Annotated in this window: 10 protein-coding genes; 8 read left to right on the plus strand and 2 right to left on the minus strand. The window is 50.9% G+C overall.

Annotated elements, in window-relative coordinates:
- Positions 1 to 11: 11 nt before the first annotated feature.
- The 5 genes from B7990_RS00930 to B7990_RS00950 all read left to right on the plus strand — a co-directional run bounded on the left by B7990_RS00930 (position 12) and on the right by B7990_RS00950 (position 6,145).
- Positions 12 to 935 carry a hypothetical protein gene (locus B7990_RS00930; RefSeq protein ID WP_088639197.1) on the plus strand — a complete coding sequence of 308 codons (924 nt, stop codon included), beginning with the start codon at positions 12 to 14 and terminating at the stop codon, positions 933 to 935.
- On the plus strand, positions 932 to 1,411 hold the full coding sequence (locus tag B7990_RS00935; protein WP_217897531.1) for a hypothetical protein: 480 nt from the start codon (positions 932 to 934) through the stop codon (positions 1,409 to 1,411). The genes B7990_RS00930 and B7990_RS00935 overlap by 4 nt, the downstream gene beginning before the upstream one ends.
- A complete protein-coding gene (locus B7990_RS00940) occupies positions 1,408 to 1,677 on the plus strand; it encodes a PqqD family protein (RefSeq protein ID WP_088639198.1) in 270 nt (89 codons plus the stop codon). The genes B7990_RS00935 and B7990_RS00940 overlap by 4 nt, the downstream gene beginning before the upstream one ends.
- A complete protein-coding gene (locus B7990_RS00945; protein ID WP_088639199.1) occupies positions 1,650 to 3,377 on the plus strand; it encodes an ABC transporter ATP-binding protein in 1,728 nt (575 codons plus the stop codon). Before B7990_RS00940 ends, B7990_RS00945 begins: the two co-directional genes overlap by 28 nt.
- A gap of 200 nt (positions 3,378 to 3,577) precedes the next feature.
- Positions 3,578 to 6,145 carry an ATP-dependent Clp protease ATP-binding subunit gene (locus tag B7990_RS00950; protein ID WP_088639200.1) on the plus strand — a complete coding sequence of 856 codons (2,568 nt, stop codon included), beginning with the start codon at positions 3,578 to 3,580 and terminating at the stop codon, positions 6,143 to 6,145.
- A gap of 127 nt (positions 6,146 to 6,272) precedes the next feature.
- Here the strand turns inward: B7990_RS00950 and B7990_RS00955 are convergent, their stop codons facing one another.
- Positions 6,273 to 6,971, minus strand: coding sequence for a hypothetical protein (locus B7990_RS00955; protein ID WP_141099195.1), 699 nt, complete (start codon positions 6,969 to 6,971; stop codon positions 6,273 to 6,275).
- Between the two features lie 54 nt (positions 6,972 to 7,025).
- Here B7990_RS00955 and hisC point away from each other — a divergent pair, with 54 nt between their 5' ends.
- Both hisC and hisN read left to right on the plus strand, forming a co-directional pair.
- Positions 7,026 to 8,123, plus strand: coding sequence for a histidinol-phosphate transaminase (hisC, locus tag B7990_RS00960; RefSeq protein ID WP_254917257.1), 1,098 nt, complete (start codon positions 7,026 to 7,028; stop codon positions 8,121 to 8,123).
- A gap of 9 nt (positions 8,124 to 8,132) precedes the next feature.
- Positions 8,133 to 8,981 (plus strand): histidinol-phosphatase, encoded by an 849-nt coding sequence (gene hisN, locus B7990_RS00965; RefSeq protein WP_088639203.1) that lies wholly within the window; start codon positions 8,133 to 8,135, stop codon positions 8,979 to 8,981.
- A gap of 216 nt (positions 8,982 to 9,197) precedes the next feature.
- Here the strand turns inward: hisN and B7990_RS00970 are convergent, their stop codons facing one another.
- On the minus strand, positions 9,198 to 11,549 hold the full coding sequence (locus B7990_RS00970) for a DNA internalization-related competence protein ComEC/Rec2 (protein WP_254917258.1): 2,352 nt from the start codon (positions 11,547 to 11,549) through the stop codon (positions 9,198 to 9,200).
- Positions 11,550 to 11,704: 155 nt separating this feature from the next.
- On the opposite strand from B7990_RS00970, the gene B7990_RS00975 reads away from it, so the two are divergent.
- Positions 11,705 to 12,982 (plus strand): hypothetical protein, encoded by a 1,278-nt coding sequence (locus B7990_RS00975; protein ID WP_088639920.1) that lies wholly within the window; start codon positions 11,705 to 11,707, stop codon positions 12,980 to 12,982.
- Positions 12,983 to 12,986 lie beyond the last annotated feature (4 nt).

Raw genomic sequence — 12,986 nt, forward strand, 5'->3', positions numbered from 1 at the left:
GAAGAAGACTAATGAATAAGAGATATTTTAAAGTAGCAGAACATCTTTTTTCGGTTGATGCTTGTGATGAAATTGTATCGCAAATGGATAATTATTCGCCATTTGCAGTGAGTTCAAGCGATGCGTCTTGTGAAAATCCGGTGTTTTCGCTTGTGGTGCAAGAGGCTGTAGCGCCTGAATTTACCGAGGATACTCGCCAAGAAGATGAGGGCCAGTCCATTATTTGCGGGTGTACTGCGGATGGTTTGCCGGTATTTGACTTTTGGCTTATGGAAAAGTCTACGGGTGTGCTCGTATGCGAAAAGGATTTTAAGTACGCGGTGCTGTTTTTAGGTGAAAAGGGCAATGGTGCGAATGCTGCAAGTGCGGCGATTGCCGGAATGCGCCAGTTTGCGCTGAACAATGCGCTGATGGTCTTGTACGCCCTTGCAACGGCTGGGCTTGGCACGGCTCTATTCCATGCGGCGAGCGTGAGCTATAAGGGGCTTGGTTATTTGTTTTTGGGCAAGAGCGGTACGGGCAAAAGTACGCATGCAAGGCTTTGGCTCAAGTACATCGAAGGTACAGAATTGTTCAATGACGATAATCCTGTAGTGCGTTTATTTGAAAAAGACGGTCGAAAGTTTGCGGTTGCTTATGGCTCGCCGTGGAGTGGCAAGACGCCTTGCTACAAAAATGTCAAATTTGAATTGGGCGGTTTTGTGCTATTGTCGCAGGCTCCATTCAACAAGATTACTCCGCTGAAAGGCGTATCTGCTTATGCGGCGATTCTGCCGGGCATTTCGGGAATGCGCTGGGACAAGAAAATTGCCGATGGCTTGCATATGACGCAAAACGGGCTTGCATCGAATGTGCCGGTGTGGTATCTGGAATGCTTGCCCGATGAAAATGCTGCAAGGTTGTGTTGCCAGTCGATTGTTCGTGAGATTCAATGATGGATTCCGCGAAAAAAAGTGATGTGTTCATCATGGCCGAGGCGATTCGTCTGGTGGGCGAGGGTGTGAGTGTCTCGTTTCCGGTGAATGGCTGTAGCATGTTGCCGTTTATCGTGGGCGGTCGCGATAGTGTGATTCTGGAAAAGCCTGAGAATCTGCGTGTAGGCGATGTGGTGCTGGCGCATGCGATCCCGGATAATGTCGCGCTTTTGGAAAATGCAGAAAAGCGTTATGTTATCCATAGAATCGTTGCGCTCTCGGACGAAAATGTGGTCCTCATGGGAGATGGGAACCTTGTGCAGCGGGAATACTGCAAGCGATCTGAGGTCTATGCAAAGGTTGTTTGCGTGGTCCAGCCGAACGGGAAAAAATGCCCGACGGGAGCTTTTTGGGGACGGATTGCTGCAAAAGTTTGGTATATTCTGTTACCAGTGAGACGTTATTTACTTTGGATTTATCGAAGGGTGAAAAGATGAAAATCAAGAACGGTTTTGTATTGCGCGATGTGTGCGGTGAACAGGTTATCATGGGCGAGGGCATTGGTGCCTTGGATTTTGGCCGCCTTTTGTGTTTGAACGAAACGGCTGCATGGCTTTGGAAACAGGCCGAACAGCAAGGTGATTTTACTGTGGAATCGCTTGCTCAGGCGCTTTGCAACGAATATGACGTGAGCGAAGAACAGGCCAGGGTCGATGTCGCTACGATTGTCGGTGAATGGCAAAAGGTGAACGTGCTCGAATGAAGTACATCGCTTGGCTGTGGCGCGGAACGGAAGGTGTCCGCGTAAATATTGTCATCCGCATTTTGGCGGGGACCGCGCGCGTAGCGTGTGGCCTTTTGATGATATGGCTCAGCAAGCGGTTTATCGACGAGACGATTCGCACCGGGACGCAAGACGACATTGTGCAGATGATCTTGTTCCTGGTGCTTACGGTGGTGGGGACGATTGTCCTTAGGCTTTTGTATTACTACATGACGGCTGCTGCTACGGTCAGAAAGACGAATGCACTTAGGCTGTTCTATTTTGGTACGCTGTTCAGGCGCAAGCTTTTTGACGGCCATGAACTGCATTCGGGCGATGTGTCTTCGAGGCTTTCGAAGGATATCGAAACGGTATCGTCTTCTATTATTGATACGATTCCGCAGATGGCGGTGACCGGAATCCAGCTTGTGGGCGCGTTTTTGCTGATGCGCTGGTTCGATGCGCGGTTGGCGTGGGCGCTGTTGCTGCTGACCCCTGTTCTGGTCGTGGTTGGCAAGCTTATTTCTCGGCGTTTGCGTAACATGACGCTTGAAATTCGCGAAGGCGAAAGCCGCATCCAGATGCAGGTGCAGGAGGGCGTGGAATATAACGCTGTTTTGCGCTCGCTCGAAAGCGAAAACTGGGTGCTGGAACGCCTTGGTTTGAAACAAAGTAAGCTTGAAAACGACGTGATGCGCCGTACGCGTTTTACGGCGGTGGCGCGCTTTGCGATTGGCTCTGCGTTTGGGCTTGGGTACTTGCTTGCCTTTATTTGGGGCGGGCTTGGACTGCGCGAGGGGACCATCACGTTTGGTGTGATGACGTCTTTTTTGCAGCTGGTCGGGCAGATTCAGCACCCGATTTTGACGTTGCTTGGAATGGTGCCGCAACTGGTGCATTCGACGGCGAGCATTGATCGCCTGGATGAACTCGAAAAAGGCGCGGATGAGACTCCGGAGCTTGTGCGCGAAGGTGTAACGCGCGAGATTGAATGCGCGGGAATGCGTCCGGGAGTGCGCGGGCGGCTCGGGTTGCGCTTGGACAACGTAAGTTTTGGGTATAAGGGTGGGGACCGCGAAGTTTTATGCGGGTTCTCGCACGATTTTAAGCCGGGCAGCAAGAACGCCATCATGGGCGAGACGGGCAAGGGCAAGACGACTTTGTTCAGGCTTTTGCTTGGATTTATAAAGCCTGATTTCGGTCGAATAGATGTTTATTCGGAATGCGAAGACGGTGCTGTCACTGGACTTGATGTGGAAATGTGCGGCGATTCGGTTGAAATTTCGGAGGCGACCCGCTCGAATTTTGTGTACGTGCCGCAGGGCAATACGCTGATGAACGGTTCCGTGCGCTATAATCTGCAACTTGCAAAACCTGATGCGACCGATGACGAAATGAAGCGTGTCTTGCATATTGCCTGTGCTGAATTTGTGAATGATTTGCCGGATGGTCTGGACTGCGAAATCGGCGAACGCGGGCATGGACTTAGCGAAGGCCAGGCACAGCGTATTGCGATTGCCCGTGGACTTTTGCGCCCGGGCAGCATCCTGCTTTTTGATGAAATTAGCTCGTCGCTGGATGAGGCGACCGAGGCGGAACTTTACCGCCGGCTGTTCGAGGCTTTCCCGGAAAAGACGATGCTTTTTGTGACGCACAGGACTGCCATTTGCGAAATGTGCGATGAGACCGTAAGGCTTTAGCGCGCCGCCTTGGGGGCTGTTTCAAAAAAATCCTCTGAATCGTTGCTTTTGAAACGCTGGCGTGTTATTTTTTGAATAGGTGGGGTTTGGGAACGGCAGAAAATTGATGTTTTTTCGCTGAAAATCGCGATTTTGGGGAGCTTGGGGACTTTTGGCACGCTGTTTGCATAGGGTAAGGCGTAAAAAAAGAGGATTAGATCATGTCAGATTTTACTAACGATGCAGAAAAGGTCTTGGCCAAGGCGCAAAGCTTGCGCGACCGCTGTTCGCACTCTTACCTGGGTGCGGCTCATTTGGCCGTTGGTCTTGTTGAAGGCCCCGATGCAACCCTGAAAAAGCTTTATAAGTCCAAGGGCGTCAAGACGAACGAACTCCGAGGCCGTTTGGAACCGTTTGTCCAGAAAATCCCGCGCATGGAAGGCGTAAACCCGGATGTGGAACCGGATAGCGACTTGAACCGTATTTTGCGTGCCGCTGTGCAGGCGGCCCGTCAGGTCAGCCGTATGGTGACTCCGGGCGATTTGCTCGTGGCCTTGATGAAGTTCTCGGGCGACCGTGGACTTGCCAAGGTCTTTGAAGATGCTCTTGGCTCGACCGAAGTGGTGGAAACCTGGCTTTCGGACCCGTTTGCGGGAGCCGCGAACGCCGAGGAACAGTCTCCGCTGAAACTCTACGGTCGTGAACTCGTGGAAATGGCGGCTGACGGAAAGCTTTCGCCGGTGATTGGCCGTGAAGAAGAAATCCGTCGTGTGATTTTGATTTTGAGCCGTAAGACAAAGAACAATCCATGCTTGGTCGGTGAACCGGGCGTGGGTAAGACGGCTATTGTCGAAGGCCTTGCCGAACGTATTTACCGTGGCGACGTGCCGGATGCGTTGAAGGGCAAGAAGGTCTTTGCACTTGATTTGTCTGCCTTGATGGCGGGCGCCAAGTACCGTGGCGACTTTGAAGAACGTCTCAAATCTGTGATTGACGCTATTGAAGAAGATGGCAATACGCTTATGTTCATCGACGAACTCCACAACATTGTGGGGGCGGGCAAGACCGAAGGCTCGATGGACTTGGGCAATATGCTTAAGCCGAAACTTGCTCGTGGCGAACTCCATTGCATTGGTGCAACGACGACTCAGGAATACCGTAAGTACATCGAAAAGGATTCCGCTTTGGAACGTCGTTTCCAGCCGGTGCAGGTTTCGGAACCGAGCGAAGACGAAGCTATTTCCATCTTGCGTGGCATTAAGGATGGCTTTGATGCGCACCATGGCGTGCGTCTGCACGACAATGCGCTTGTGGCTGCAGTGAAACTTTCGAACCGTTACATCAGTGACCGATTCCTCCCGGATAAGGCTATAGACTTGATCGATGAAGCCGCTAGCCTTGTGAAAACTCAGATGGACACCGTGCCGGAAGCGCTCGATACATTGCAGCGTAAGGAACTCCAGATGAAAATCGAGGAGCAGGCGCTATCGAAGGAAACGGACGAAGCAAGCGTCAAGCGCTTGAAAGAACTCCGTGAAGACCTTGCCGTGACCGACGCTGCCGTCAAGCAGATGCAGGAACGTTGGCAGGACCGCCGTGCCGCATTTGCCGAAGTACAGGACTTGAAGAAATCCTTGAAGGCTGCAAAGGACGAGATGGAACAGGCCGAAGCCCGTTACGACTTGAACCGTGCTGCTGAACTCAAGTACAACAAGATCGTGAACATCGAAAAGGAACTGGCTCAAAAGACCGAAGCGCTCCGCAAGAGTGCCGAAGAAGGTGGCTTGAGCGAAGAAGTGACCGAAGAGACGATTGCGCTTGTGGTGAGCCGTTGGACGGGCATTCCGGTGACAAAGCTTTGCGAAGGTGAAAAGGCGAAGTTGTTGCACTTGGACGAACGTCTGCATGCCCGTGTGATTGGCCAGGACGAGGCTGTGGAAGCCGTGTCCGAAGCGATTTTGCGTAACCGTAGCGGCCTCTCCCGTGAAAATGCGCCGATTGGAAGCTTCCTCTTCTTGGGCCCGACGGGCGTGGGTAAGACGGAACTTGCAAAGGCTTTGGCTGTAGAACTTTTCGATAGTGAAAACGCACTTGTCCGTATCGACATGAGCGAATACATGGAAAAGCATAGCGTTAGCCGTTTGATCGGTGCTCCTCCGGGATACGTGGGCTATGAAGAGGGCGGCCAGCTGACCGAAGCTGTGCGTACGCATCCGTACTGCGTGATTTTGCTCGACGAAATCGAGAAGGCGCATCCGGACGTGTTCAATACGCTGTTGCAGGTGCTCGATGACGGTCGTTTGACGGACGGCAAGGGCCGTACGGTGAACTTCAAGAACACCTTGATTTTGATGACCTCGAACTTGGGTGCCGAAAAGTTCCGCTTGAGTGCGGCTAGCGCCAAGAACGGTGAACCGCCGCAGGTGGCGCTTGCGGATGTCGAAGCTGACTTGCATGCGTTCTTCCGCCCAGAATTCTTGAACCGCTTGGACGAAGTGCTTGTGTTCCAGAGCCTCTCGAAGAAGCAGATTCGCGAAATCGTGAAACTCAAATTTGCAGATTTGGCGAACCGCGCTGCCCGTCAGGACTTGGTGCTTACACTTTCGGATGCGGCTCTTGAGGCGATTGCGGAAGGTGCTTACCAGCCGGAATTTGGCGCACGCCCGATTCAGCGTTACATCGAACGCAATATTGAACGTCCGTTGAGCCACGCGATACTCTCGGGAACCGTGAGTGCGGCAAAGCCCGCTGTCGTGGACTACAAGGACGGAATGTTTGTGGTGAAATAGGGGTATGAGGTCTGGGCACGAGGCTAAAGCCTCTTTGGGGTCGCTTCGCTTTGAGCAATTTGCTCATAGCTCAAAGGGAGCCAAAGGCGACCGACCCCATAGCTCATAGCCCACAGCGGCGAAGCCGCTACAATGCTGTCATAACGTAAAGGGCAATGGTCTTTCGATCATTGTTCTTTTCTTGCATAACGCCGACGTCAAAGTCGATGCGGACGTGTGTGTCGCCGAAGGTGAGCTCAATTTTCGGGATGATGTCTATCATGAAGTCATCGCGAATATTTCCGACGCTAAACGACGAATTGATCTCTAGGAAAATTCGAAGAACTTGTCCAAAGATGAGCGTAGGGATCATGGCTCCTGCGATTTTTGCATAGCCATCTTTGCCGGTGGCGCCTTCGAGAAAGCCTGTGCGGATTTCATAATAGGTGGCAAAGCACTTGGCGATAAATTGCTGTGTCCCGAGGGTAAAGGCGATTGCACTTCCGTTCATGTCGCTTAAGTCGAGGTAGCCGTCAAATGCAATATAGGAACTGGGTTTAAAACGGTAACGAACGCCTAGGTCTAGGGCAGTCTTTATTTCTTCTAGTTTATTGTAGGTGTTGATGTCGAGCTTTGCGCCGACGTCAAATTCTTTGTTCAGTCGTGTAGTCAAGTTGATAGGAAAGAGCACATCGGAATTGAATGGAGAACGGATACCGAGGCCGACTCCGATTTTTGGCGATGGGCGGCTTTCGGGACCGAAGTTGTAGCGCATGTCCCAGAAACGGTCCACAGCAAATGCATTTGTTGCTAAAATGGCAAATAGCAGGCAAAGAATGTGTTTCATGTCCATCAAAGTTAGATAAATCGTTTGGTAAAAGCTAAATTTACACGCGTTAAAATGGAGGTATTTGTGGTCGAACCGCGTCCAGAACTTTCAAAACTTTCCGATTACGTCCCGGGCAAGTCCATCGACGAAATTCGTGAACGTTATGGTCTTAAGAATGTTGTAAAGCTTGCGTCTAACGAAAACCCGTTGGGTGCTTCTCCGAAAGCGGTGGAAGCGTTCCACGAAATTGCTAATTCGTTGCACTTGTACCCGCGCGGTGATGCTCCGAAGCTCATTGATGCCATTGCAAAGATGTATGGCGTTTCTACCAACCAGATCGTGATTGGTAACGGTTCCGATGAAATCATCGACATGGTGGGCAAGGCTTTTATCCGCCAGGGCGACAACTGCGTGGGCATTACGCCGACGTTCTCCGTGTACAAGTTTACGACGCTTTCGAACGGTGCCGATTTTATTGGCGTTGGCGAAGGTGACGAAAAGGCAACGCTTGATAAGCTCGCCGCAGCCGTTAACGAAAAGACTCGCGTGGCTTTCATTTGCAACCCGAACAACCCGACCGGCCACTATTACACCGAAGCGGAAATTCGCAGCTTCCTTGCGAAAGTGCCGTCGAACGTTCTCGTGTTCTTGGACGAAGCTTACGCTGAATTTGCAACGGCTGCGGATTATCCGAAGATGGCTCCGCTGCTTTCGGAATACCCGAACTTGTTCCTCAACCGCACATTCAGCAAGATTTACGGTTTGGCCGGGCTCCGTGTGGGTTATGCGATGGCTAGTGTTGAAGTCGTCCGTGCCATGTGGAAAATCAAGCCGCCGTTTGACGTGAACCAGGCTGCTCAGGTGGCTGCCGTGGCAGCGCTTGCCGATACCGCTCACGTCGAAGCGACCCGCAAGAATAACGCTGTTGGCTTTGAGTATTTGAACCGCGAACTTAGTGCGCTCGGTTTCAAGGTGCTCCCGACGCAGGCAAACTTTATTTGCGTGCACATCGGTGAACGTGCTAAGGAACTCGTTTCGTTCTTGGAACAGAACGGTATGATCGTTCGTGGCCTTACGAGCTTTGGCATGCCGGAACACATCCGCATCACGGTCGGCAAGCCCGAAGAAAACGAACTCCTCGTTTCCCTTGTCAAGAAGTGGGTCGGCTAGGAGCTTGCTATGGAAAATCGTGAAATTGCAAAGGCCGGTGTCTCTCCCGAGAATTTGGAACTCTTGAAGATTGCACTCAAGACGGCAGAACTTGCCGAAGAGAACATCCTCAAGTTTTACCAGAACGATGTTGGTGTCGAATGGAAGGCGGACAAGACTCCCGTGACGATTGCTGACAAGGGAACGGAAGAACTCGCCCGCAAATTCTGGGCAAAGGAAACTCCCGGCTTTGGCGTCATTGGCGAAGAATTCGGCATTGAAAGCCCGGATGCGGAATACCAGTGGGTGATTGACCCGATTGACGGAACAAAATCGTTTATTCACGGAGTGCCTTTGTTCGGAACGCTGATTGCGCTTTATCGCAAAAACGTTCCGATTGCAAGCGTAATCCGATTGCCGGCAATGAAGAGCGCTGTGTGGGCGGTGAATGGCGGCGGCGCTTTCTTGGACGGTCGCGAAGTTCGCGCTTCGAAGGTGTCGCAGTTGAGCGATGCGCTTGTGCTTTCGGGAACGGTCAATACGATGGAAGACAAGGGCTTTGGCGAAGGCTTTACGAAGCTGCGCCGCAGCGCTCGTTTGCACCGAGGCTGGGGCGATTGCTACGGCTATTACCTCGTGGCTGCTGGCCGTGCCGAAATCATGGTGGATCCGGTTGTTTCGCTGTGGGACATTGCTCCGTTCCCGCTTTTGATGAAGGAAGCGGGCGGTAAGTTCAGTACCATTGACGGTAAGACGGAACTCTTTGACGCAAACGGCAAGCCGACGGCTCCGATTTACGAAGGCTTCACGAGCATCGCGACGAACGGCCTGTTGCACGATACTGCACTGGATTTCCTTACACGTCGTTCTGAAGGCTGAAAGCCTGAAGAATCCAGTTAAGTTAAGTAATTACAAGATTTGACTGGATGGGGCAAGCCCCAACTCTTTGGCTCGGTTATGCCCATGTAAGCATGGTCGCAACACTCGCCTTTTAAGTAGTCTTCCACCTTCGGTGTCAGGATGACAATGTGTGTGACTTTACTGGATCCCTCACGAGAGGGTGGTGCCCGCTCGGTGGCGGGCATGACAAGCTGTTTACCACATTGTTGTATAGCTTACTGAATCAGGGACGAACGTGAACGTTATCGTCCCTTTTTTTGCGGTGTTGATGTAGGGGATGTGGAGCGAATCGAGGCGGTCGGTCACTTGCTTGTGCGGGTGTCGGAACTTGTTCTTGCGACCGCTTGGGATGATGGCGTACATGGGGGAGACGGCTGTCACGAACGGCACGCTGCTGGATGTTTTGGAGCCGTGATGCCCAAGCTTTAGCACGTCGCTTTTCAGATAAGCGTCTGTTTTCATGATTTCTTTTTCGCCTTTGACGGTGAGGTCACCGGTGAGGACGGCGGAATGCCCGAACCCTTTGAGCCGAAGCGTGATGCTCCCTTCGTTCGCTTCAACGCAGACATCGTTTCGCGGGTGGATCGTCCGCATTTCAAAGTATTTCTCTTTCCACAGGATGCCGCGATGGATGTTGCGGATGGGGATGTTTCTTTTGCGGGCTTCGCTGAGGACTTGTTGCCAGTCGGGTTTGCTTTCTTTCATAGAACAATCGCTTGCCCAGAGTTCCTTGATGGGAAACATTTTCAAGAGCGAAAGCGCTCCGCCGAAATGGTCCTTGTCGGGATGCGTGATGATGAGTGCGTCGAGCTTGCTTACGCCAATGTGGTGTAAAAATGGTACGATGATGTCTTTGCCGGAATCTTGACGACTGTTGTCGCCTGCGTCCACGAGAAAATACCTGCCGGATGGCGCCTTGATGAGATGGCTGTCGCCTTGTCCGACGTCAATAGTCGTGAGCGTCCAAGACGGATGCCGTATTTCTTGGTAAGCTTCAAATGCGAACGAGGCTGAGGCGGCTAAAATGCATAAAAACATGTACTTGCGGGCGATGTAATTCTTGTAGCAAACCGGCAAAAGTAAAATCAGGATTCCGAGCGCAAGCAGAACCGCAGGTGGGAACGGCCCGACTGTCATCGATGCGGCTGCGCAGTCCGAGAGGATGCGCGTCAATAGCGATGCCAACCGCAAAAAGAATCTCGCGGCGGCGCAGAATGTTCCGCAGATAAAGTCTACGGGCGAAAGCTGTGCAAAAAGCCCCGCCTGCATGCCAAGCGAAATCGCAGGCACGATGATTAGATTCCCGAACCATGCGAACGGCGAAAGCGTCTTGAAATGGTGGATGAGGAATGGCGCTGTGGCGAGTGTTGCGCAGAGCGTGACGTAAGTCGGGTCAATTGCGAATGATTGAATCTTTTGCCAAAGTTTATTTTGCTTGAAACTGTCGGGCAAAAGCTTTGTCGGGTTGTGCGGTGTGCCGATGATTATCCCTGCGGTGGCGGCAAAAGAAAGCTGGAATCCCGGATTCCATATGACGCTTGGCTCTGGCAAAATGATCAGCAATAGTGCAACGCCCAGACTGTTGAGCGTATTTGCGGGTTTCCCGAATAAAGTGCCGATTTGCGGGATGACAAACATCATGACGGCGCGGCGCACGGCTGGCGAGCCTCCCGTAACGGGAACGTAAATGGTGAGAAGAATTGAAGCAATGATAGTTACGATTTTATGTGGAATCCCGGTCGCTTTCAGGAAAATCATGAGCATTCCCGCAAGCAAGACGACGTGAAAACCGCTAATCGCAAGTACATGCACAAGTCCCGACCGCTGAAAATCGCTCCGCAGCACTTCTGGAATCCCCGAGCGGTCGCCCGCCAATAGCCCCATCAAGAGTCCCGTTTCGGCTGGATCGAGGAACTTTGCGAATCTCGCCTGCATAAATTGCCGAAACTTAAAAAAGCTCCGTTCGAAAGTCCAATCACCGGGGTACGCTTCCCAATGCTTAAATTTGCCATAAGCGGCCAAATTTTGCGATTTTAGCCAGTTTTGCGTGTCAAATGCGCCGGGTACGCTCGGCGGCGTCACGGGGTACCATGACGCTTCAAAACAGATGGAATCTCCAGGCAGGGGGAGGTCCGGGAGGTTTCTTTTTTCTGTCAGGCGTACTTTATACTCCCCGCGCGCATTCTTGCGAACCGTTTCCTCGGCATTTGCTGAAACATTGATGATAAACGCCGTCCCTTTGGGCCGTGGGAGCCTAGATTCGACTTTCCCGCACCCGAAATTGCTTATGGCATCATTTTTGCGAACCTCATAAGACCGCTCGGTTAATACCGGGCGTTTGTTGCTCACAAATTGCTCGTTCGATAGCTCAAAAATCCCCGGAATCCCCTCGTGGGCGACAATTCCTGCGGCTATGGAGATGAATATGACCCATTGGATGCGTTTTCTGAATAAATGCGTCGAAAAAAGCAGTGCTCCTAGTAGAAAAAATGCGTATTCGGGCTTGTCGATGGATACTAACGTGATGACGGTCGCTGTTGCGCTCACTAGGGCCGGTTTCCCATTTAGCGGGGCTAAAAGATCCCTAAATGTGATAAATATTTTTTCTTTGATATTTTTTTTCATTTTATGATTTCTTTTGTATTTTAAGTGGGTGTCTGTTTCTTATACACGCATTTGAGGAGAATTTGGGTCCGCTTTTTATGAAAAATGTTTGTAAAAAAATGTGGGTTTTGGCGCTTTTTTGCATTTTGTGGACAAGCTTTTTTACATCATGTTCAGACACTGTTGGTGCCGATGGTGACGTGACGTTACCTCCGAAAAACCTTACGATTGTACATAAGCTTTATCCAAACGACTTGGCGAAAAATGATTCTGCTGCGGCAAATCTCGCTTTTGGAGTAATGCTTGTCGTTCATCCTAAAGCGTCTTATACTCTATCGTTTGATATTGATTCTACGCAACCGGCTCCGGAATTGCAGTTGTTCCGTACTTTTGATATAAACGATTCTGATGGGCGTGTCGGCTATAACAAGGTGCGTACGTTATTGCCGGAGATTGTCGGGAATCGCTATGTCTATTCTTTTGTTTGCGAAGAAAATAAAATGTCGATATGGTTTACGACACTGGGCGTTGATGGAAATTATTATGAAGGTAAAATCAATAATATAAGCTTTAATGGTACTGGCACGTATAGCGATCATTTTTCTATTAATTTGATTGTTGTTGGTGCCATGGAAAAAACGTGTGACGGGAAAAATGTCGATGAACTTTCCCGCTACATGCTAGATCTTTTTCGCGAAAAGTATTACGGTGTAACCATTGATACTCTTTATGTGCGTTATGCGCATGAACATCCAACGTTGGGGAGTAAATATCCGGCGGATAGGCCCTGGGTCGCTGGTGAAAGTTCCGAAGACACGTTCCTGAGTGAACTGGCGGGGTGGCCCGAAGACAATCTTCGCAATTCGCTGAATGTTATTTTGGTGCATAGCATTGGGGAAAATGAAATTATGGGTTTTGCCCGCTTGTTCTCGGGCGTTCTTGGCGCAGGAAAGGAAAATTCTGTTGTGATTGGTGCGCATGTCAGAAAGTCGTTGAATGAACTGGAACTTCTTTCGTCCTATAACATTGTGATGACTGCCGTTCACGAGACGGGACATTTCTTTGGGCTAAGGCATACGTCGGCAACGCGGCGTGATTTGAAGGGCGATATGTCAAACATCGAAGATGGGCTGACGGATACTCCGTTCTGTGGGTATTTCTTGACGAGTACTCTTTATAAGCAGTCTGGGCGTTCTGATTTTGTTTCCAGTGGTTGCCGTGAAAATTGCGCCATTTCGAGAAACGATCCGATTTATGCTTGTCCGGATTTAGATAATATTATGTTCCCTGTGACGGTTGACTGTAATGAGGGCGCCTCGTTTACGAACCAGCAGATGGAAATAATTCGATCTTCCTTGATGATTTTCCCGCACTAAAAAG

The organism is Fibrobacter sp. UWB4, from assembly GCF_002210345.1.
GTDB lineage: Bacteria > Fibrobacterota > Fibrobacteria > Fibrobacterales > Fibrobacteraceae > Fibrobacter.

Excerpts from the sequence above, each read along its gene's own strand:
- B7990_RS00930 (WP_088639197.1), top strand. The coding sequence starts at position 12 with ATGAATAAGAGATATTTTAAAGTAGCAGAACATCTTTTTTCGGTTGAT.
- B7990_RS00935 (WP_217897531.1), top strand. The coding sequence starts at position 932 with ATGATGGATTCCGCGAAAAAAAGTGATGTGTTCATCATGGCCGAGGCG.
- B7990_RS00940 (WP_088639198.1), top strand. The coding sequence starts at position 1,408 with ATGAAAATCAAGAACGGTTTTGTATTGCGCGATGTGTGCGGTGAACAG.
- B7990_RS00945 (WP_088639199.1), top strand. The coding sequence starts at position 1,650 with ATGGCAAAAGGTGAACGTGCTCGAATGAAGTACATCGCTTGGCTGTGG.
- B7990_RS00950 (WP_088639200.1), top strand. The coding sequence starts at position 3,578 with ATGTCAGATTTTACTAACGATGCAGAAAAGGTCTTGGCCAAGGCGCAA.
- B7990_RS00955 (WP_141099195.1), bottom strand. The coding sequence starts at position 6,971 with ATGAAACACATTCTTTGCCTGCTATTTGCCATTTTAGCAACAAATGCA.
- hisC (WP_254917257.1), top strand. The coding sequence starts at position 7,026 with ATGGAGGTATTTGTGGTCGAACCGCGTCCAGAACTTTCAAAACTTTCC.
- hisN (WP_088639203.1), top strand. The coding sequence starts at position 8,133 with ATGGAAAATCGTGAAATTGCAAAGGCCGGTGTCTCTCCCGAGAATTTG.
- B7990_RS00975 (WP_088639920.1), top strand. The coding sequence starts at position 11,705 with ATGAAAAATGTTTGTAAAAAAATGTGGGTTTTGGCGCTTTTTTGCATT.